The following is a 21,226-nucleotide window of genomic DNA, read 5'->3' on the forward strand; positions in this document are numbered from 1 at the left end:
AGTTTTGCCTATGAACGCCAGAGCCGAATTCATCCAGCACACGATCGACGCCGAGCCCTATCCGTGGCCCTACAATGGCGATCTGCGGCCCGACAACACGGCGCTGATCATCATCGACATGCAGACCGACTTCTGCGGGCCGGGCGGCTATGTCGACCATATGGGCTATGACCTGTCGCTGGTGCGCGCGCCGATCGAACCGATCAAGGCCGTGCTGTCGGCGATGCGGGCCAAGGGCTACACCATCATCCATACGCGTGAGGGGCACCGGCCCGATCTCGCCGACCTGCCTGCCAACAAGCGCTGGCGCTCGCGCCGCATCAATGCCGGCATCGGCGATGCTGGTCCCTGCGGGCGCATCCTGGTGCGCGGCGAGCCGGGCTGGGACATCATCCCCGATCTTTATCCAATCGAGGGCGAGCCGATCATTGACAAGCCCGGCAAGGGCTCGTTCTGCGCCACCGATCTGGAGCTGATCCTCAACCAGCGCGGCATCCAGAATATCGTGCTGACCGGCATCACCACCGATGTCTGCGTGCACACCACCATGCGCGAGGCCAATGACCGCGGCTATGAGTGCATGATGCTGGAGGATTGCTGTGGGGCGACCGACCACGGCAACCACCTGGCGGCCATCAAGATGATCAAGATGCAGGGCGGCGTCTTCGGCACGGTGTCGAATTCGAAGGCGCTCGTCGCGCAGCTGCCCTGAGGGGATGCCATGAGGGGCCACGATGAGTGACAGCGTCAGAAAAGCGGTCGGCGTCGAAACCATCGGCATGACCATGCGCTTCGGCGGCTTCACGGCGCTGGACGGCGTCTCCGTGAAGGTGCCGGCAGGCTCCTTCCACGCGCTGCTCGGCGAGAATGGTGCCGGCAAGTCGACCCTCGTCAAATGCATGATGGGCTTTTATCACCCGACCTCCGGCGACATCCTGGTCGATGACCGGGAAGTCAAGATCGCCAGTCCAAGGGACGCCTCGGCGGTCGGGCTCGGCATGGTCTACCAGCATTTCACGCTGGTGCCGTCGCTGACCGGAGCGGAGAACCTCGTCATCTCGCGCGAGAAAGTTCCAGGTATCATCGACTGGCGCAAGGAACGCGCCGACCTTGCCGCGTTCATGGAGCGGATGCCGTTCAAGCTGCCACTCGATGTCAAGGTGGCGGAGCTTGCGGCCGGCGAGAAGCAGAAGCTCGAAATCATCAAGCAGCTCTATCTCGGCCGCAGTTTCCTGGTGCTGGACGAGCCGACCTCGGTGCTGACGCCTGGCGAGGCGCAGGAGGTGCTGGGTCTTGTCCGCGACATGACAAGAGCAGGCGACCTTACCGTGCTGATGATCTCGCACAAGTTCCATGAGGTTACGGCCTTCGCCGACGATGTCAGCGTGCTGCGCAAGGGCAAGCTTACGGGAACCGGCCGCGTGGCCGACCTCGACCACAAGGCGATGGCGGCGATGATGATCGGCGACCAGCCGATCGCCGCGCTCGACAGTCGCGCCGCGCCGAAACCCGATGCCGAGACTGTGCTGAAGATCAGGTCCCTGAAGGCGCCCGATAGAACCGGACTGAAATCGATCAGCATCGTCGATCTCGGCGTGCTCTCGGGCGAGATTGTCGGCATTGCCGGCATTTCCGGCAACGGCCAGAAGGAGTTTCTGGAAGTGCTGGCCGGCCAGCGTCCATGCGAGGCGGGGGAGGTGTTGGTGCGCGGCTCGACCTATGCCGCGACGCGCGCCGAGGCGCGGGCGCTCAACGTGCGGCTCATTCCGGAGGAGCCGCTGAAGAATGCCTGCGCCCCGAGAATGACGGTCGCCGAGAACATCTCGTTCCGCACCTTCGACGTGGACGGCAACGGCAGGCCGGTGAGTTGGATCAGCACCAGTGCCATCCGCGCGTTCAGCACCAGGCTGGTCGAGCAGTTTAAGGTCAAGACCGCATCGCTGTCGTCGCCCATCGCCTCGCTGTCGGGCGGCAATGTGCAGCGCGCCGTGCTGGCGCGCGAACTGACCGGCGAGGTCGACTTGCTCATTGTCTCCAATCCCTGTTTCGGCCTCGATTTCTCGGCAGTGGCCGAGATCCGCGCCCGCATCATGAAGGCACGCAATGCGGGTGCGGCCGTGCTTTTGATGTCGGAAGACCTCGACGAGCTGCTGGAACTGTCGGACCGGATCTTCGTCATGTCGGACGGCGCGCTGGTCTACGAGACGCCAATAGCGCAGGCGAGCGTGCAGACCATTGGCGAGCATATGGCGGGGCATCACTGATGGCTGAAATCGATGCGCAGCCTTTTGCCTTCGGCTTCAAGCTGGGCACGCTGGCGCTGGTGGTCATCGACATGCAGCGCGATTTCGCCGAGCCCGGCGGCTTCGGCGCCAGCCTTGGCAACGATGTCAGCCGCGTCACGGCCATCGTGCCGACGGTGAAGAAGCTGATCGAGGGGTTCCGCGGCGCCGGCCTGCCGGTGATCCACACGATGGAATGCCACAGGGCCGACCTTTCCGACCTGCCGCCGGCCAAGCGCAACCGCGGCAATCCGTCGATCCGCATCGGCGATGTCGGGCCGATGGGCCGCGTGCTGATCGTCGGTGAGCCGGGCACGGCAATCCTAGACGAACTGGCGCCGCTGCCAGGCGAGATAGTCATCGAGAAGCCGGGAAAGGGCGCTTTCTACGCGACCAGCTTTGGCGACGACCTGAGGCGGCTTGGCGCGCGGCAACTTGTTTTCGCCGGCGTTACCACCGAGGTCTGCGTACAGACGACAATGCGCGAGGCCAATGATCGCGGCTATGAGTGCCTGTTGGCCGAAGACGCAACGGAAAGCTATTTCCCGGAGTTCAAGGCAGCGGCCCTTGCCATGATCCGCGCCCAAGGCGCCATCGTCGGTTGGACAGCGACGACCGATCAGGTGCTGCAGGGAATTGCCAATGGCTAATCTGAGTTTTGCTGGCCTCATCGGTGGTGGCTGGCGCGATATGACGTTCGAGCCTTTTCGCGAGGGCATCACGGTGCACTGGTTGCTGAAGGGCGGACCTGTCGAACCCTCGGTGGCGATCCTCAACTACCGGGCCGGCGCCGGCGTGCCGCGTCACCGCCATGCCGGGCTTGAAACCATCGTCGTGCTCGAGGGCACGCAGAGCGACGAAAATGGCGACTATCCGGCCGGCAGCGTCATCCTGAACCCTGTCGGGACCGAGCATTCGGTGTGGACGAAGGACGGCTGCGTCGTGCTGATCCAGTGGGACCTGCCGGTGATCATTCTGGGGGAGGCGAAATGAGCGATATCCGCTTCGACATCGGCAGCCTGCACGCGGCCTATGCCAGCGGTGTCCCTGTCGCCGCCATGATCGATGCCGTTCATGCCCGCGTCGAGGCAGCCGATGATCCAGGCATCTTCATCCATCTCGCCGGCAAGGCGGACCTGCTGGCGCAGGCGCAAAAGCTCGGACCGTTCGATCCGGTCACTAAGCCACTGTGGGGCGTGCCGTTCGCGGTGAAGGACAACATCGATGTCGCCGGCATGCCGACCACGGCGGCCTGCGCCGAATATGCCTATATGCCGGAGAGGGACGCCACTGTCGTGGCCCGGCTGAAGGCCGCTGGTGCGCTGGTGGTCGGCAAGACCAATCTCGACCAGTTCGCCACCGGCCTTGTCGGCGTGCGCACGCCGTATGCGATCCCGAGGAACGCCGTCGATGCCAGCCTGGTCCCCGGCGGCTCCTCGTCGGGGTCGGCAGTGGCGACGGCGCGTGGCATCGTCTCCTTCGCGCTCGGCACCGATACGGCCGGGTCCGGGCGCATTCCGGCCGGCCTCAACAACATCGTCGGGCTGAAGCCAACCGTCGGTGCGCTTTCAGCCGCCGGGGTCGTGCCGGCCTGCCGCACGCTCGACTGCATCTCGGTGTTCGCGTTGACCGTCGATGACGCTTATGCGGTGTTCGGCGTCGCCGCTGCCAAGGATGCCGCCGACGCCTATTCGCGCGCGATCAAGGTGCCGGCCCTGACCGCGCGCCCACCGATGCTGAGCGTCGGTGTGCCTGCGAAGGTCGATCTGAAATTCTTTGGCGACACTTCCATGCAGGCCGGATACGAGACTGCTCTTGCCTTGCTGGAAAAGCTTGGCTGCCGGCTGGTCGAAATCCCGTTCGCCGACTTCTACGCCACCGCCAACCTTCTCTACGAAGGCGCCTGGGTGGCAGAACGTTACGCGGCGGTCCGCGACTTCATGGAGGTCAACGAAGCGGCCATGCATCCGGTGACGCGCAAGATCATCGGCGGCGCGCGAAGCCTTTCGGCGGCCGATGCCTTCAAGGGCCTCTATGCGCTTCAGGATTACAAGGCGAAGCTCGCTTCGGTCATCGCCTCGGTCGACCTGTTCTGCGTGCCGACCGCGCCAACGCATTATGCGCTCGATGCGGTGCTCGCCGATCCAATCACCACCAACAGCCGGCTCGGCACCTACACCAATTTCGTCAATCTGCTCGACATGTGCGGCATCGCCGTGCCGACCGGCAAGCGCGATGACGGGCTGCCGATGAGCGTGACCTTGCTCGCTGCGGCGGGCAGGGATGACCTCACAGCGGCCCTGGCCCGCGATATCCATGCCGCCAGCGGCCTTGTCCTCGGCGCAACCGGCTGGCAGCCCCGCCACGCGCCCCTTGGCGAATGCGCGCCCGATGAGATGATCGATCTGGTGGTTGTTGGCGCGCATCTTTCGGGCATGCCGCTCAACGGCCAGCTAAGCCAGCTCGGCGCACGGTTCTCGCGTGCGGCAAAAACCTCCGCCGCCTACAGACTCTATGCGCTGGCCGGTCAGTCCGTGCCAAAGCCCGGGCTGATCCGTGTCGCCGAAGGCGGCTCCGCGGTCGAGGTCGAGGTCTGGCGGCTGTCCGCCGATGCCTTCGGCCGTTTCGTCGCGGCCATCCCGCCACCGCTCGGCATCGGCACCATCGAGCTTGAGGACGGCAGTTCGGCCAAGGGTTTTCTGGTTGAGACCGCTGGCCTCAGCGGTGCCTCCGACATCTCGTCCTTCGGTGGCTGGCGCCGCTTCGTCGGCCGATGCAAGGACTTGGCGGACCAAGGCGATCAGCGAGCGAAAAAGGTCCTTTAGCGGCCTATCTGATCAGCCACCGCTTGGGGGTCTGTGTGAATGCGGATTGTCCACTACGGTCAGGAACTGACGGTCGCTTCATCGCCACCCCCTACCGCTCCTCCACAATCCGCAGATAAGCCGCCGTCACGAACAGCACTATCAGCCCGAACAATATCCTTCTTGCTCCCTCCGGCATCTGCAGGATAGTCAGCAGCGTCGTCAGCACGGTCAGGATCAGCGCGCCGATGATGGTGCCGGTGTAGCCGCCGCGGCCGCCGAAGATCGAGGTGCCGCCGATCACGGCTGCGGCCACCGAAGGCAGCACCAGCGGTTCGGCGAGCGACAGCGAAGGCGCCTTGATCAGGCCGATATAGAGCAGGCCGGTGATGCCGGCGAGCACGCTGGAGATGACGTAGAGCGCTGTTATCACCTGCCAGTAGCGCACGCCGGAGAGGCGCGTTGCGCGCTCATTGTCGCCGACGGCGTAGAGCAGGCGGCCGAAGCCGGTGCGGCTCAGAGTGAAGACGATCAGAGCGGCCAGCGGCACGAACAGCAGCAGGGCGTTGGGCACGCCGTATGTCAGGCCGGTGCCGAGCCAGGCGAGGAAGTCGGGGATCTTGGCGCCCGACGCAATCACCGTGCGCTGGTAGACCTGCAGGCAGCCGGTGCCGATCAGGCTGGTGCCGAGCGTCATGATCAGCGGGTGGACGCGGAAGACGCCGACTCCGATGCCGTTGACGAGACCGATCAGCACCGCCGGCATCATCGCCAGCAGGAAAGCCACCGCCGGGTCCTGGTTGACGACTTGCGTCGCCATGATGAAGGCGCTCATCGTCGCCACCGTGCCGACCGAGAGGTCGATGCCGCCGGTCAGCATGGTCATGGTCTGGCAGCCGGCGAGGATCGCCAGCGGGATGGCAAATTTGATGGTGTTGGCGATCCAGCGTTCGTTGACGATGCCCGGGCGCAGGATCTGCAGGATCACCACCAGGATGACGAGCAGGATGATCAGCGGGATCAGCGGCCGGTCGGCCATGAAGCGTTTGACGCGGCGACCGAAGGGGACGGGTTGGGGGATGGTTGCGGCATTGCTCATGACTGCCGGCTCCGCATTGTGATGAAGGCGCCGAACATCACCACGGCGACCATGATGGCGCCTTCGATGATGGCGGTGACGTTGGGGTCGATCGCGAGCAGCGTCAGGTCGGTGCGCACCAACCGCAAGACGAAGACGGCGACGATCGGGCCGAGCAGGCCGCCCTTGCCACCGCCGAGCGCCACGCCGCCCAGCACCACCGCCGCGACGCTGGCGAGCAGATAGGGGCCGGGGATGGGCGCGCCGATGCCGGTGCTCATGGTCAGCGCCAGCCCGCCAAAAGCGGCGAACAGACCGGACAGCGCGTAGGCGATGATGCGGGTGCGTGCGACGGGCACACCGCTCCGGAACGCCGCCAGTTCGCTCGAGCCGATGGCGTAGATGGAGAGGCCGAGGCGCGAGCGCCGGAGCGGGATCCAGATGATGCAGAGGCAGATGACGAGCACCAGCAGCGCCTTCGGCAGCCAGGCATCGATGCCGTCGGGCAGGCCCGGTATCGGCACGGTGCCTGAGATTAGCCCCTTCAGCCATTCGGCGGCGGCACCGCCCGGTGCGTCGAGCACCAGCAGGGCCGCGCCTTGCAGCACGAACAAAGTGGCCAGCGTGACGACGATGTCGGGCACGCGGGTGACGACGATGAGCAGGCCGTTGACGGCGCCGAGCACGAGGCCCATGGCGAGCACGAAGGGCACCACGAACAGCGCGTATTCCTCCGAGGCGCCATTCATCATCGAGGCGGCGGTGACGCTGGTCAGTGCCATCATGGCGGCGACCGACAGGTCGATGCCACCGGCAATGACGACCACGGTCTGTGCGGCGACGGCAAAGGCGTAGGGCAGCACGGCGCGCACCAGCGAGCCGAAATCGTTGCTGCCATAGGCCGGCTGGATCAGCCTGGTGACGATGAACAGCACGACGAAGAGGACGAACAGGCCGAAGACCCAGCCCTGGCGGCGCAGGAAATGGCTCATGGCGTCGTCCCTGGCGCGGTCGAATCCGGGGAACGCGAGGTCTCCGGAGAGGAGGAGTGGGGATCGGCAAGGATGCCGATATCGGCCTTGGCGCCGCGCGGCAGGCCGTAGGCGGCGCGCATCAGCGCCGGCTCGTCGGCCTCCTCGACCGGGAAGATATCGACGACACGGCCGCCGAAGATGACGACGACGCGGTCGCAGACGCGCTGCACCTCTTCCAGTTCGGAGGTGTAGAACAGCACCGACTTGCCGTGGCCGGCGAGCTCGCGCAGCAATTTGTAGATCTCCTGCTTGGTGCCGACATCGATGCCGCGCGTCGGGTCGAAGCACAAAAGGGTCCGCGTGTCGGCGGCGATCCAGCGGGCGATGGTCACTTTCTGCTGGTTGCCGCCGGACAGGCGCTGCACCTCGCCTTGCGCGCGGGTGTCAATCTGCAGGCGGTCGATGGCGCCGGCCACCTTGGCGCGCTCCTGGCGCATGGCAATCGGCCCCCAGTTGTGCAGGGCGGCGCTGAAGGGCAGGGCAATGTTCTCGCGCACCGAGCGCTGCATGGCGAGCGCTTCGGCGCGGTCACCCGGCACATAGGCGAGGCCGGCGCGGATAGCGTCGATCGGGTGGGAAAACTTCACCGGCTGGCCGTCGACTTCTATTGCGCCGCCAGACGGCCGGATCGAGCCGGCAAGGGCGGCGAACAGCTCGTCCTGGCCCTGGCCTTCGAGTGCCACGACGCCGGCGACCTCGCCATCGGCGAGATCGAAGGAGACGTCGTTGAGCTTGGTGCCGACGCGCAGATTGCGCACCGAGAGGCGCGGGCGGGCAGCGGCGGGCGCAGCCTTCTGGGCAGCGCTGCGCGCCGCGACATGGGTCTTGACGATGCGGGCGCCGAGCATCAGCTCGACGATCTGTTCCTCGACGCCGGGCACGATGTCGACGACGCCGACGGTCTCGCCGTCGCGCAGCACGGTGGCGCGGTCGCAGAGCGCCGAGATCTCGACGAAGCGGTGGGAAATGAAGATCACCGCGCGGCCGCTGTCGCCCTGGCGGCGCACCACTTCCAGCACCTTTTCGGCAAGGTTGGCGGGCAGGGCCGCGGTCATCTCGTCGAGCAGCAGCACGTCGGGTTCGACGGCCAGCGCCCGCGCCAGGTCGAGCACGCGCAGCACGGCCAGCGGAATGTCGCGCGCGGTGTCACGGATATCGAGGTCGGGAATGCCGAGTTCGCGCACCCAGGCGCGGAACGGCTCGACCGGCGTGCCGGTCAGCCGCAGATTGGACAGCACGTCGAGATCGGGGATCAGCGACGGCTCCTGGTAGACGGGCAACAGGCCGGCGCGGCGCGCGGCGGCGGGCGAGCGTATGTCACGCGCCTCGCCCCGGATCAGGATGCGGCCCGCGTTGGCAGAAATAGCACCGGTCAGGATCTTCACCAGCGTCGACTTGCCGGCGCCATTGGCGCCCATCAGCGCATGCACCTCGCCCGGCAGGACGGACAGCGATGCGTTGCGCAGCGCGGCAACCGCGCCGTAATTCTTGGCGACGCCGGTGGCGTCGAGGAGGGGACTGGTGGTCAAATTGTTTGGTTCTCGATCATGTGGCTCAAATCATTTCGAGTTGACGCCGCCCCTCACCTGCCTGCCGGCATCCTCTCCCCATAGAGACGGGGAGAGGGCGATGTCACTGGCGTTGCGGCCAGCTGCTGCTCTCTCCCCGTTCGCGGGGAGAGATGTCCGGCAGGACAGTGAGGGGCAGCGCCGACCGATAGTCAGCAGCGAAACCCCAGACCTACTCGCCCGGGCCCTTGCACGCCACGATCTGGTCCTTGGTGTAGGTGGTCCAGTCCGGGATCGAGATCGAGACCGGCCATTCGGGGCTGAGCGACGGGTCGGCGGCGGCCTTCAGCTTGGCCTTGCCTTCCTCGGTTGCGTTCTCCCACAGCTGCGGCTCGACCAGCACCGTCTGCTGCGCCGGCTTCTTGCCGTCGAGGATCTGCAGCGCGAGTGTGACGCCGGCACCGCCGATCGAGCCGGGGTTGGTCACCGCCGCACCGACGAGGCCCTTGACCGAGCTGAGCTGGCCGACGAAGCCGGCATTGTCGGCGCCGACCACCGGCACCAGCGGCGCCTGCGACTCGACCAGCGCGTCGACGATGACGTTGTCGATGCCGGACGTCCAGATGCCGTTGATCGGCGTGCCGGTGGCGAGGAAGGACAGCATCTGCTGCTTGGCCTGGTCCTGCTGCCAGCCGGTGAAGACTTCCTGCGCGACCTTCACGTCGGGGAACTCGGCCAGCGCCTTCTTGAAGCCCTTGTCGCGGTCGCTGTCGGCGGACGCGCCGGCCGCACCGCGCATGTAGAACACCTCGCCCTTGCCGCCCATCTGCTGGAACAGCCACTTGGCGCCGAGATAGGCGTATTGCTCCTGGTTGTTGGAGATGATGTAGGCGGACGGTTCGGTGACCGCCTGGTCGACGGCGACGACGACGATGCCGGCCTTGGTGGCTTCCTCGAGGCCCGCCTTGATGCCGGCCGGATCGGCCGGGTTGACGACGATGGCGTCGACCTTGGCGCTGATCAGGTTGCGGATGTCTTCCAGCTGGCCGGCAGCATCCGTGTTGCGGTGGGCGATGTTGAGCTTGGCGACCTCGCCGGAAGCCAACGCCTGCGCCTTCATGGCGCAGACCATCTCCTCGCGCCAGCCATTGCCCTGCACGGTGTTGGAGATGCCGATGGTGTATTTGCCCGCAGCGGACGAGGCGCCCACCGAGGCCAGGAAGGCCGCGCCGGCAAGCAGCGGGACCATGGTCAGATATTTTTTCATGTCAGACTTCCTCCACATTGTTTTTTCAGTTCAATTCCAAGTCGTTAAACCGCGTCGCGTAGAAAGAGATTCAGGCGGCGCGGCTTAAATTCTTGTTCTCGCATGTCGCTGTCCCCAGAAATTCTCCGCCTTTTGGGCGACATGCATTTCCGCGGTCATTTGACGAACGGTCGCAGCACGTCGCGGGCAAGCAGGAAGCCCCGCTTTACCTGATCGTCGCTGCCTTCAAATCGCCTGTCCTCGTGCTCGATGATGATGGGGCCGTCATAGCCGGCCCGGTAGAGGCCCGAGAAGATTATTTTCCAGTCGACATCGCCGAGGCCCGGCATGCGCGGCACCTGCCAGCCTATCCCAGCCGAAAGGATTCCGTGCTCATAAAGTCCATCATGGTCAATCATCAGGTCCTTGGCATGAGCATGCAGCATGTAGGGGCCGAATTCCCGGATGAAGCGGGCCTGGTCGATCATCTGCCAGACCAGATGCGAGGGGTCGAAATTCATGCCGACATCGCCGCCCCAAGCCTCGAGGACTCGGCGCCAGATTTGTGGCGAATAGGCGATGTTGTGCCCACCCGGCCACTCGTCATAGCTGAAGATCATCGGGCAGTTCTCGAAGGCGAGCTTGACGCCATGGTCGCGCGCATGGGCGACGATATCAGGCCAGACCGTGAGCGCCTCCTGCCAGTTGACGTCGACGGTTTTCGAGGCATCGCCGCCGCAGAAGGTATTGACCAGCGGCACGCCCATATTGGCAGCCAGCACGATTACCTTCTTGAGATGGCCGATCACCGCCTCGCGGTGCGCGGGATCGGGATGCAGCGGATTGGGGTAGTAACCAAGGCCGGAGACGGAAATATTCTTTTCCGCCAGCGAGGCGACGATCTCGCTCGCCTGTGAGGATGAGGTCGAGGCGGCGTCGATGTGGCTGGTGCCGGCATAACGGCGGCTGGCGCCGGAGGATTTCGGCCAGCAGGCGATTTCCAGCGCCTCGAAACCCGCCGAACTTGCCCAGCCGGCGACCTCGCCAAGCGGCGTCTCCGCGAAGGGTGCGGTGAGCAGTCCAAGTTTCATCGTGCCTCCCAGCTCCTATAATGCCGATTGTGCGGGCCGCTTCAACCGTGTGGTGTCGGCTTGTTTCAAATTGCGCCTGACGGTTGCCATCGGATCGTCCGAAAGCAAGCCGTCGAGCGCCGATGTGACGGCCCTACGGAAAACATCGTTCACGGCAAGGCCGGGGTCGAAAATCGTGTCGATGGCAAGGATGCCGGACGCTAGCGCCTGTGCATCGCGGCCGGTTGCGTCGGCAATCGCCGCGACCTTGCCGGCATAGGGGTCCGACACTGGCCAGCGTTTGCCGAATTTTTCCGAAGCCTGGATCAGATAGGCCATCCAACCGGCGACCGGCACCGCCAGCAGCGCGATGCTTGCGCCTTGACGCAAGCGCTCGCGGATTGGGTTGAGCAGGCGCTGGACGATCTTTTGCGAGCCGTCGGTGGCGATCTGGTGGTTGCGATGGCGGATCGCGGTGTTCTTCAGCCGGCCGAGGCATTGGGCGACATAGGCAAGCTTCTCCATGCCCGGCACAGGCATCAATGTCGGCAGCGTCTCCTCGACCAGCATGCGCCGCACGAAGGCCGATAGTAGCGGGTCGGCGATGGCGTCTGATGTGTGCTCGAAGCCGGCCAGCACGCCGAGCGTGGCGAGCGTCGTCTGCGCACCGTTGAGCACCCGCATCTTGAGATGCTCGAACGGTGTTACGTCGTCGACGAAGCTGGCGCCGACCCGGTCCCAGCGCGGCACGCGGCCGGCGAACTTTTTCTCGATCACCCATTGGCGGAACGGCTCGCTGACGACGACCGCCGCATCGCGGTAGCCATAGCGCCGCTGGACTGTGTCGAGGTCGGCTTGCGTGGTTGCCGGCGCGATGCGGTCGACCATGGCCGAGGGGAAAGCGGCGTGGGCTGATATCCAGTCGGCGAGGGCGTTGCCGCGCCGCTGCGCGAAGGCCTGCACGACATTGGCCAGAATGGTGCCATTGGTCGGGATGTTGTCGCAGGACAGAAGGGTCAGCGGCCTTCCATGCGTCGCCCTGCGCAGTTCCAATGCCCGCGCCATGATGCCGGGAACGCTGCGCGGCTTCTCCGGGTTGGCAAGGTCATGGACGATGTCTGGATTGTCGAGATCGAGCACGCCGCTCGACGGGATGTGGCAATAGCCTTTTTCCGTCACCGTCATCGTCACAAGGTCGATGTCTGGGGAGGACAAGACCTCGAGCGCTGGCGCCGCACTCGCCTGGCTGTCGACAACCTTGACGATGCTGCCGATGACGCGCGCTTCGATGCGGCTGTTTTCGCGGATCAGCCGCGTGTAGAGGCCGCCTTGGCTGCCGAGCGTGCCGGCGAGGCCGGGTGGTCGGATGTTGATGCCGACCACGCCCCAGCGATCGAAATGACTGGCCAGCAAATCGTCGGTGTATTCGGCCTGATGGCAGCGGTGAAAGGCTCCGACGCCGAGATGGGCCATGCCGGGCGCAAGCGTCGCGCGGTCATAGGCCGGCTTCTGGACAGTCACAGGCAAACGATCGAGCAGCGCAGGCCCAAGCGTCTCGGGGGAGGCGGCAACGCTCACCGGTTCGCCCCGATCACCCACTGTTCCTGGTCGACCAGCGTGCCGGTCATCGGTCCCGCCGCATCGGAGAGCAGGAAGACCGCAAGGTTCGCGATATCGTTGGTCGAGAACAGGCGGCCGAAAGGCTGCGAGGCGTTGGCGGCGTCGAGCCAGCCGGGGCCGTTGCCCAGCGTGTCGGCTTGCATGGCGCGTTCGGCCGGCGTGTCGGTCCAGCCGACATTGATGCCATTGACGCGGATGCGGTCGACGCGATGGGCGTTGGCGGCATTCTTGGTCAGCGTCGCCAGCGCGCCTTTGGTGGCGGAGTAGACGGCGAGTTCCGGCGAGCCGCAATGCGCGTTGATCGACAGGATGTTGAGAATGGCGCCGCCCTGGCCGCGCTTTTTCATGTCGGCGATGGCTGCCTGCATCAGGAAGAACGGCGCACGTGCATTGACGGCGAACAGTGACGCCCAGTCGTCGAGGTCGGCATCCAGGAAGGACGCGCGGTCGGTCAAGCCGGCGGCGTTGACCAAAGCATCGATGCGGCCGAAGCGATTTATGCAGGCCTTCGCCAACAGGTCGGGGGCTTCGGGGTCGGCGAGGTCGGCCGCGACGAAGACGGTCGGCGTGCCCAACTGCGAAAGCTCCGCCGCCACCGCGTCGCCGCGTGCCTTCTCGCGGCCGGTGACCAGCAGGCCGCCGGCGCCGGCACGCGCGAGTGTTTCGGCGATAGCGCGGCCAATGCCTTGCGTCGCACCGGTGACCAGCGCCACCTTGCCGTTGAGCTGAAGCTCCATTCCTCCTCCCGGAACAAAGTTTCTATTTTTAGAAATATGGAACGTGAATTCCCGATAGTCAATTGTGCCAGCGTCGCTTCATTGGCCGCGGCGCGCGGCGACGCCTTGGACCAGCGCCATGCCGACGGCCAGCGACGCGGCCAGCGAGCGGAAGCCGGCGAAGTCCGACTCCACCACCTCCAGCCAGGCGTCCGACAGCCGGATCAGCGGGCTGAAGGTGCTGTCGGTGATGGTGACGATGCGGGCGTTGCGCTCATGCGCCACCGCGACGAGGTCGGGGGTGATCGAATTGTAGGGGCTGAAGGAGACCGCCAGCACGGCGTCCTGCCTGCCAATGCAGCCGACCTGATCGAGCGCGGTGGAGCCGACATTGTCGACCAGCACGTTGCGCACGCCTTGCTGCGACAGCGTCAGCGACAGATAGGTGGTGACGGGGAAGGCGCGCTTGGAGCCGATGACATAGATCAGGTCGGCGGCTGCCAGCAGCGCCACCATCTTCTCGAAACTCCTGACGTCGAAGCCGCTCTCGATGCGGCCAAGCGAGGCCTGCGAGGCGCCGACCATGCCATGCAGGAAATGCAGGTTGGCGTTGGGTTCGGTCTCGGCCCGCTGCTCGCCGCGTCCTTCCGGCCATGAGCCCTTGACGTGGTCCTTGAACAGGCCCTGGAAATCGGAAAAGCCGGCATAGCCGAAGATCTGGGCGAAGCGCACCAGCGTCGAAGGCTGCACGCCGGCCTGTGCCGCCACCTGCGCGATGGTGCCGAGCGCGACGTCGCTCGGATGCTGCCACAGGAAGATGGCGACCTGGCGCAGCCGCTTGGGGAAATGCACGGTTCCGGACGACAGCACCGCGCGCAGTTCCTCATAGGTCTGCGGCTGGATGTAGCCGAGTGCCGCCAGCGAGCGCCCGCGCTTGCGGGTCGCCGCCTCGTCGGCAATGGACCGTCCGGATGTTTTGCCTGCCCCACTCATGATTTCAGGCTAGCGCGGCACGATCGTTTTACAATATGGAAATTGGAAATCGTGTTCGAAAGCGCTGGCGGCGCCGTAGGCTCGCACGTCCTCAGAAACGGCCCGCCCGGAGGAGTTTGAAAAATCATGGTCTATGCAACATCGGATGGATCGACACGCCAACGTTTGCGGGTCGGCATGGTCGGCGGCGGCCGCAATGCCTTCATCGGCGCCGTGCATCGGCTGGCCATGCGCCTCGACGACCAGATCGCGCTGGTCGCCGGCGCGCTGTCCTCGGATCCTGAGAACGCCGCCGCATCGGCCGCCGAGATCGGCATCGCGCCGGAGCGCAGCTATGCCGATTATCGCGCCATGGCGCAGGTCGAAGCGGCGCGGCCGGACGGCATCGAGGCGGTCGTCATCGTCACCCCCAACCATCTGCACGCGCCGATCGCGACAGCCTTCCTCGAAGCCGGCATCGACGTGATCTGCGACAAGCCGCTGTCGACGACGCTGGCCGACGCCGAGGCGCTGGTGGCGCTGGCGCGGGCGAAAAAGCGCCGCTTCGTCGTCACCCTCAACAACACCGGCTACGCCATGGTCCGCCAGGCGCGCGAGATGGTGGCGGCGGGCGAACTCGGGCGCATCGTTTCCGTGCATGGCGCCTACATCCAGGACTGGCTGACCAAACCGATCGACGCCGAGGGCCAGAAGCAGGCGGAGTGGCGCACTGACCCGGCAAGGGCAGGGCAGTCGGCGGTGCTGGCCGATATCGGCGTGCATGCCTTCAACCTGGCGAGCTACATCTCTGGCTGCGAGGCCGAGGCTGTCTCGGCCGACCTGTTCACCGCGGTGCCGGGGCGGCGGCTCGACGACAACGCGCATGTGCTGGTGCGCTGGACAGGCGGGGCACGCGGCACGATCCTCGCCAGCCAGACATCGCCCGGCCACTATAATGATCTGTCGGTGCGCATCTATGGCGACAGAGCCGGGCTCGAATGGTCGGGCGCGCGGCCAGAGGAACTGCGCTTTTCCATCTACGGCGAGGAAACCCGCACGCTGGTGCGCGGCGGCCATGGCTCGACGCAAGAGAGCCGGCGCGTATCGCGCATGCCGGCGGCGCATCCCGAAGGCTATATCGAGGCCTTCGCCAATTTCTACCGCGACGCCGCCGACATCATCCGCGCCCATCGTTCGGGTGGCGCCGTCGATCCGGCGCGCGCGGCGCAGGTGCCCGATGTCGTCGACGGCGCCCGTGGCGTGAAGTTCGTCGCGGCGGCGGTGGAGTCGAATGCGGCGGGTGGCACGTGGACGGCTGCGCGGTTCGGGTGAGGATGAGACCTGATCGCTCCTTCAACGTTCCAGCGACGGGCCCACTGCGGCCATCGGCGGCGCATTGAGGCCGGCGGCGGTCAACCGTGCTTCCACGGCCGCCGCCATGGACAGGACCTGTTCGTCGGCGAAGCGCCGTCCGACGATCTGCAGGCCGACCGGCAGCCCGTCAGCGGCATGTAGGCCAAGCCGAAGAGCACGACGGACCAGAGTCCGAGCGCGCGGTCGAGTTTGACAGTGTCTTTCATTGTTTCGCCTCCGGGAAGGTTGTGTCCGATGCTTTTTCCGGAGACCAGGGCGGGCTTGAGATCGAACCGTTCCGCGCGGGCTGCCGTTCGCATTTCTTGAAGATGAAGGGAAACATGACTTAGCCGGCGCGGGGCGACCATAACCCCAAAGGGGTATGTGCTGGCGTTGTTGCCAGCGGCGCGAAGCTTCGTCGCGGAGACGCTTCAGGACATCAGGGATCTCAAGCCCGGCGAGTTCACCTGGCATCCGGAACGCCAGAAGAAGGGCCGGTCGCCGTTATCACATGATGAGGCCTCGTTCGCCAAGCGCCAGATCGCACTCGATGATAGGAGGGTGCCGCTATCCACATGTTAATCATGACGCGGGTTCTGCGTTGTCAGGAACATCGCCCGAACGTATTCGGGAACGCCAATGCGCAACGTCGATTTTTTTCTTGCCGCCAGTCTCGGGCTCGGATGTCTCGTCCTCACGGCCGTTTCTCTGGCGCGGTCAGAAGCCGCCGTTACCTTGTTTCCCAATGTCAGGGTGATCAAGGTGGCGCAATGCTCGCGCCTTCTTCAAAGCTATCATGACGGCAGCAGGACGATGCCGGAATCCGGCCCTGAACGCACTCGCTACGAAGATTGCTACTTTCTGATATGCGGGGGACGCAGAGTGGGCGTGTGACCACCACCCGCCACGCATCCGCGTCAGCCAGCCCAATCGGAAGCGCTGACCCCATCCTGCCCGAATATCGCCTCTCCGCATCCTCTCCCGGTTAAAAAAGTATCATCCGCTGCCCTGAATCGTGGTGGCGCCTACTGTCATGAGCCGGTACCGTGGTCTCGAAATGCAGAGCCGAAACCAATTCGGCCGGTTTAGGGAATGTGGGCCGAACGCGGCGACGATCCGTGCCGGCCCGGGAGGAAACGGACATGGAACCGGACCTGGAAGTTGTCCAGATACGACGCGGTGAGTCCTTCAAGGCGTGGTCGCATGGCTACCCTTTCCACACGGTACGTTGGCATTTCCATCCCGAATATGAATTGCATCAGGTGATCTTCACCAACGGGCGCTATTTCGTCGGCGACTTCATCGGCGAGTTCGAGCCGGGCAATCTGGTGCTGACCGGGCCGAACCTGCCGCACAACTGGGTCAGCGATATCCCGAGGGACAGCTCCATCCCGCTGCGCGGCCGCATCATCCAGTTTTCGGAAAGCTTCATCGGCGACGCCATGCATGTGCTGCCGGAACTGGCGGGGCTCGGGCCGCTGCTCGAGGCATCGCGGCGCGGCGTTTTGTTTTCCAACCGCACCAGCAAGGAGCTGGCGCCGCTGATGGAAGAGATGATGCAGGCGCAAGGCGTGCGCCGCATCGAATTGTTCATGATGATTGCCGGTCTGCTCAGCCGCGCGCAGGAGTTCCAGCTGCTGGCCAGCGCCAGCTACCGGCCCGATCCGTCGGGCTACATGACCGCCGGCATGAACAAGGCGCTCGCCTATATCAGGGAGAACCTGACGCAGCTGTTCGACGAGGCGGATCTCGCGGCTATCGCCGGCCAATCGACCGGCGCCTTCTCGCGCTCGTTTCGCCGCCACACCGGCATGTCGCTGGTGCAGTATGTCAAGCGGCTGCGCATCAACCTCGCCTGCCAGATCCTGATGAGCGACGAGCAGGCCTCGATCACCGACATCTGCTACGAGGTCGGCTTCAACAATCTGTCCAATTTCAACCGGCAGTTCCTGGCCGAGAAGGGCATGCCGCCCTCGCGTTTCAGGCGCCTGCTGGCCGACAACATCAACGCGGGAAAAGCCGCTTAACGGAGGAGCCAGGGAGGAACCAAGGGAGGAAACACAATTCTTCGCATGACAACGTGGCCCGCATGACGCGGTCCGCGATGGAGAGCGCTTGTCCCGAAAATCCTTCGTCAGCGGAGGATGTCGGCGCGGCTTGAAAGGCCGGCGCCGGGCCCTGGTTCCCAATTGCAGTTGGGGCGAGGGCGGAGGCGCGTCTTCACAACAGCAGTCAACGACCTTCTTACAACCATATCCAGAAACGGAGAAGACCGAATGACCAGATTTTCAATGAAGTCCGCTGGGAAGTCCGCCGGCATGGCAGCCCTTGCGCTGTCGCTGCTGGCCGGCACCGCCGCGATCGCCAGGGCTGCCGAAGTCACCGACGCCACCGTCGCCTTCCTGATGCCCGACCAGGCCTCGACCCGCTACGAACAGCACGACTATCCCGGCTTTGCCGCCGAGATGAAGAAGCTGTGCCCGGGCTGCAAGGTGCTCTACCAGAACGCCGATGCCGACGCCTCGCGCCAGCAGCAGCAGTTCAACTCGGTGATCTCGCAGGGCGCCAAGGCGATCGTGCTCGATCCCGTAGATTCGACCGCCGCCGCCTCGCTGGTCAAACTGGCGCAGAGCCAGGGCATCAAGGTCATCGCCTATGACCGGCCGATCCCGACCGCGCCGGCCGACTTCTATGTCTCGTTCAACAATGAAGGCATCGGCAAGGCGATCGCCGACTCGCTGGTCGAGCACTTGAAGGCGCTGAAGGTCGATCCGGCCACCGGCGGCGTGCTGCAGATCAACGGTTCGCCGACCGACGCGGCGGCCGGCCTGATCAAGAAGGGCATCCATGCAGGCCTCGACAACAGCGGCTACCAGATCCTGGCCGAATACGACACGCCGGAATGGGCGCCGCCGAAGGCGCAGCAATGGGCCGGCGGCCAGATCACCCGCTTCGGCCCGAAGATCCTCGGCGTCGTCGCCGCCAATGACGGCACCGGTGGTGGCGCCATCGCCGCCTTCAAGGCGGCCGGCGTCGATCCGGTGCCGCCGGTGACCGGCAACGACGCGACGATCGCCGCGTTGCAGCTGATCATCGCCGGCGACCAGTACAACACCATCTCCAAGCCGAGCGAGATCGTGGCCGCGGCCGCAGCCAACGTCGCCATCAAGCTGCTTTCGGGCGAAACGCCGAAAGCCGAGATGACGCTGTACGACACGCCCTCGCAGCTGTTCACGCCGGCGGTGGTGACGCAGGAAAACCTGAAGGCCGAGATCATCGACAAGAAGATCAACACCGCGGCCGAACTCTGCGTCGATCGCTACGCGGAAGGCTGCAAGAAGCTGGGCATCGGGGGCTGACCGCGACCCTTGCCCGCTCCGCTGCCTGGCCGCCCACGCGGCGGCCAGGCAGCGCTCACCGCTTTTGAACCGGTTTTTTGAAAGGTGTTCCAGGCATGATCGATACCCCGGACGGACCGGTTCCGACAGGCGAGCTGGTGCTCAGCCTGCGCGGCATCTCGAAGAATTTCGGCGCCGTCTCGGCGCTGACCGACATCGATCTCGATGTCCACGCCGGCGAGGTGGTGGCGCTGGTCGGCGACAATGGCGCCGGCAAGTCGACGCTGGTCAAGATTCTCGCCGGCGTGCATCAGCCAAGCACTGGCACCATCAGCTTTCGCGGCAAGCAGGTGACGCTTGCCGACCCCAGTGCGGCACTGACGCTCGGCATCGCCACCGTGTTCCAGGACCTGGCGCTGTGCGAGAACCTCGACATCGTCGCCAACATCTTCCTCGGCCGCGAGCTCAACCCGCTGCGGCTGGACGAGGTGGCGATGGAAGTGCGCGCCTGGACGCTGCTCAACGAGCTGTCGGCACGCATCCCAAGTGTGCGCGAAGTGGTCGCGTCGCTGTCGGGCGGCCAGCGCCAAACGGTGGCGATAGCCCGCTCGCTCCTGCTCGAACCCAAGCTCATCCTGCTCGACGAACCGACGGCGGCCCTCGGTGTTGCGCAGACCGCGGAAGTGCTCAACCTGATCGAGCGCGTGCGCGACCGCGGCCTCGGCGTTGTCATCATCAGCCACAACATGGAAGACGTGCGCGCCGTCGCCGACCGCATCGTCGTGCTGCGGCTTGGCCGCAACAACGGCATCTTCACGCCCGACGCCTCGAACCAGGAGCTGGTCAGCGCCATCACCGGCGCGTCGAACAATTCGGTGTCGCGGCGCGCCGAGCGCAGGCAAGCACGCCAGGATCAAACCCAGGAGCCACACCCATGAGCCGCGACGTGCAACAGACGGCGCCGGTGCCGCCGCAGCTCGACCGCGCCGATGTGCGCGTCAAGCATGAGGCCGGCTTGAGCGGCGCCATCCGCGCCTTCTTCGACCGGGTGCGCTCGGGCGATCTCGGCTCGCTGCCGGTCATCGTCGGGCTGGTCATCATCTGGACGGTGTTCGCCAGCATCAACCCGATCTTCCTATCGAGCAGCAATCTGGTCAACCTGCTGTTCGATTCCTCGACCGTCGGCGTCATTGCGCTCGGCATCGTCTGCGTGCTGATGGTCGGCGAGATCGACCTGTCGGTCGGTTCGATCAGCGGCTTTGCCTCGGCCCTGGTCGGCACGCTGTGGGTCAACCAGGGTTGGCCGGTGGCGCTCGCCATCCTCGCTGCGATCGCCGTCGGCGGCTTCATCGGCGCGCTCTATGCGCTGCTGTTCAACCGGCTCGGCATGCCGAGCTTCGTCTCGACGCTGGCCGGCCTGCTGGCGGTGCTTGGCCTGCAGCTCTACATCCTCGGCTCGACCGGCTCGATCAACCTACCCTACGGCTCGAACCTGGTGAACTTCGGCCAGCTGCTGGTGATGCCGAAATTCGTGTCGTTCGCTCTGGCGGCGGTGCCGGGCATCGTCATGCTGGTCACCGGCCTGCGCACCGTTGCGCGCCGCCGCGCCGCCAACCTGTCGGCGCCCTCGACCGGCGGTCTCGTTACGCGCGCGGTGGCGATCACGATCGTGATCGAACTCATCGTCTTCTATCTCAATCAGGCGCGCGGTATTCCGTGGATGTTCGGCCTGTTCGTCGGCCTGGTCATCGCCATGCACTACGCGCTGACGCGGACGAAATGGGGCCGCTCGATGTCGGCGGTCGGCGGCAACCGCGAGGCGGCACGGCGCGCCGGCATCAATGTGCGGCTGATCTATTCCAGCGCCTTCGTGCTGTGCTCGATGCTGGCCGCCTTTGGCGGCGTGCTGTCGGCGGCGCGGCTGGCTTCGGCGAGCCAGCAGGCCGGTACGGGCGACGTCAACCTCAACGCCATCGCGGCGGCCGTCATCGGCGGCACAAGCCTGTTCGGCGGCCGCGGCAGCGCCTATTCGGCACTGCTCGGCATCATCGTCATCCAGTCGATCGCCAGCGGCTTGACGCTGCTCGATCTGTCCTCGTCGCTTCGGTACATGATCACCGGCGCCGTGCTTGCCATCGCAGTCATCGTCGACTCGCTGGCCCGCCGCTCGCGTGTTTCCCATGGCCGGGCCTGAACCCATCAACA

General features: G+C 65.4%; 19 protein-coding genes. 11 read left to right on the forward strand and 8 right to left on the reverse strand.

The annotated features are described in order from the left end of the window. Positions 1-10: 10 nt before the first annotated feature. From biuH to atzF, 5 genes are read left to right on the forward strand one after another with little or no spacing between them, the layout of a single operon-like run. Complete coding sequence (gene biuH / locus AC1RZR_RS15760) at positions 11-712, forward strand: biuret amidohydrolase (protein WP_379099270.1); 702 nt, start codon at positions 11-13, stop codon at positions 710-712. Between the two features lie 22 nt (positions 713-734). After that, entirely contained in the window at positions 735-2,264 is a 1,530-nt protein-coding gene (locus tag AC1RZR_RS15765; RefSeq protein ID WP_481828888.1) for an ABC transporter ATP-binding protein, read from the forward strand. After that, complete coding sequence (locus tag AC1RZR_RS15770) at positions 2,264-2,932, forward strand: cysteine hydrolase family protein (RefSeq protein WP_477278541.1); 669 nt, start codon at positions 2,264-2,266, stop codon at positions 2,930-2,932. The genes AC1RZR_RS15765 and AC1RZR_RS15770 overlap by 1 nt, the downstream gene beginning before the upstream one ends. Continuing rightward, positions 2,925-3,275, forward strand: a complete 351-nt coding sequence (locus AC1RZR_RS15775; protein WP_379099262.1) for a cupin domain-containing protein — start codon at positions 2,925-2,927, stop codon at positions 3,273-3,275. The genes AC1RZR_RS15770 and AC1RZR_RS15775 overlap by 8 nt, the downstream gene beginning before the upstream one ends. After that, positions 3,272-5,107, forward strand: coding sequence for an allophanate hydrolase (gene atzF / locus AC1RZR_RS15780; protein WP_481828889.1), 1,836 nt, complete (start codon positions 3,272-3,274; stop codon positions 5,105-5,107). The genes AC1RZR_RS15775 and atzF overlap by 4 nt, the downstream gene beginning before the upstream one ends. 91 nt (positions 5,108-5,198) lie before the next feature. Here the strand turns inward: atzF and AC1RZR_RS15785 are convergent, their stop codons facing one another. The 8 genes from AC1RZR_RS15785 to AC1RZR_RS15820 all read right to left on the reverse strand — a co-directional run bounded on the left by AC1RZR_RS15785 (position 5,199) and on the right by AC1RZR_RS15820 (position 14,351). Further along, complete coding sequence (locus AC1RZR_RS15785) at positions 5,199-6,185, reverse strand: ABC transporter permease (RefSeq protein WP_477278544.1); 987 nt, start codon at positions 6,183-6,185, stop codon at positions 5,199-5,201. Then, positions 6,182-7,156: an ABC transporter permease gene (locus AC1RZR_RS15790; protein WP_477278545.1), complete on the reverse strand. Its 975-nt coding sequence runs from the start codon at positions 7,154-7,156 to the stop codon at positions 6,182-6,184. The genes AC1RZR_RS15785 and AC1RZR_RS15790 overlap by 4 nt, the downstream gene beginning before the upstream one ends. Further along, positions 7,153-8,727: a sugar ABC transporter ATP-binding protein gene (locus AC1RZR_RS15795; protein WP_481828890.1), complete on the reverse strand. Its 1,575-nt coding sequence runs from the start codon at positions 8,725-8,727 to the stop codon at positions 7,153-7,155. Before AC1RZR_RS15795 ends, AC1RZR_RS15790 begins: the two co-directional genes overlap by 4 nt. Before the next feature lie 211 nt (positions 8,728-8,938). Next, positions 8,939-9,973, reverse strand: a complete 1,035-nt coding sequence (locus AC1RZR_RS15800; RefSeq protein ID WP_379099248.1) for an ABC transporter substrate-binding protein — start codon at positions 9,971-9,973, stop codon at positions 8,939-8,941. A 155-nt stretch (positions 9,974-10,128) separates the two neighbouring features. Next, positions 10,129-11,043: a sugar phosphate isomerase/epimerase family protein gene (locus tag AC1RZR_RS15805; protein ID WP_481828891.1), complete on the reverse strand. Its 915-nt coding sequence runs from the start codon at positions 11,041-11,043 to the stop codon at positions 10,129-10,131. Positions 11,044-11,058: 15 nt separating this feature from the next. Further along, positions 11,059-12,600, reverse strand: coding sequence for a mannitol dehydrogenase family protein (locus AC1RZR_RS15810; protein WP_481828892.1), 1,542 nt, complete (start codon positions 12,598-12,600; stop codon positions 11,059-11,061). After that, complete coding sequence (locus tag AC1RZR_RS15815; RefSeq protein WP_477278549.1) at positions 12,597-13,379, reverse strand: SDR family oxidoreductase; 783 nt, start codon at positions 13,377-13,379, stop codon at positions 12,597-12,599. Before AC1RZR_RS15815 ends, AC1RZR_RS15810 begins: the two co-directional genes overlap by 4 nt. A 78-nt stretch (positions 13,380-13,457) precedes the next feature. Then, positions 13,458-14,351: a MurR/RpiR family transcriptional regulator gene (locus AC1RZR_RS15820; RefSeq protein WP_481828893.1), complete on the reverse strand. Its 894-nt coding sequence runs from the start codon at positions 14,349-14,351 to the stop codon at positions 13,458-13,460. Positions 14,352-14,477: 126 nt separating this feature from the next. Here AC1RZR_RS15820 and AC1RZR_RS15825 point away from each other — a divergent pair, with 126 nt between their 5' ends. The 6 genes from AC1RZR_RS15825 to AC1RZR_RS15850 all read left to right on the forward strand — a co-directional run bounded on the left by AC1RZR_RS15825 (position 14,478) and on the right by AC1RZR_RS15850 (position 21,215). Then, positions 14,478-15,662, forward strand: a complete 1,185-nt coding sequence (locus AC1RZR_RS15825) for a Gfo/Idh/MocA family protein (RefSeq protein WP_481828894.1) — start codon at positions 14,478-14,480, stop codon at positions 15,660-15,662. Positions 15,663-16,322: 660 nt separating this feature from the next. Continuing rightward, positions 16,323-16,577, forward strand: coding sequence for a hypothetical protein (locus AC1RZR_RS15830; RefSeq protein WP_481828895.1), 255 nt, complete (start codon positions 16,323-16,325; stop codon positions 16,575-16,577). 248 nt (positions 16,578-16,825) lie between these two features. Continuing rightward, positions 16,826-17,710 carry a helix-turn-helix domain-containing protein gene (locus AC1RZR_RS15835; protein ID WP_477278556.1) on the forward strand — a complete coding sequence of 295 codons (885 nt, stop codon included), beginning with the start codon at positions 16,826-16,828 and terminating at the stop codon, positions 17,708-17,710. 249 nt (positions 17,711-17,959) lie between these two features. After that, complete coding sequence (locus AC1RZR_RS15840) at positions 17,960-19,042, forward strand: ABC transporter substrate-binding protein (RefSeq protein ID WP_481828896.1); 1,083 nt, start codon at positions 17,960-17,962, stop codon at positions 19,040-19,042. A 95-nt stretch (positions 19,043-19,137) separates the two neighbouring features. Beyond that, positions 19,138-19,959: an ATP-binding cassette domain-containing protein gene (locus tag AC1RZR_RS15845; protein ID WP_477278558.1), complete on the forward strand. Its 822-nt coding sequence runs from the start codon at positions 19,138-19,140 to the stop codon at positions 19,957-19,959. Further along, on the forward strand, positions 19,956-21,215 hold the full coding sequence (locus tag AC1RZR_RS15850; RefSeq protein ID WP_477278559.1) for a sugar ABC transporter permease: 1,260 nt from the start codon (positions 19,956-19,958) through the stop codon (positions 21,213-21,215). The genes AC1RZR_RS15845 and AC1RZR_RS15850 overlap by 4 nt, the downstream gene beginning before the upstream one ends. Positions 21,216-21,226 lie beyond the last annotated feature (11 nt).

This window comes from Mesorhizobium bavaricum, assembly GCF_056781655.1.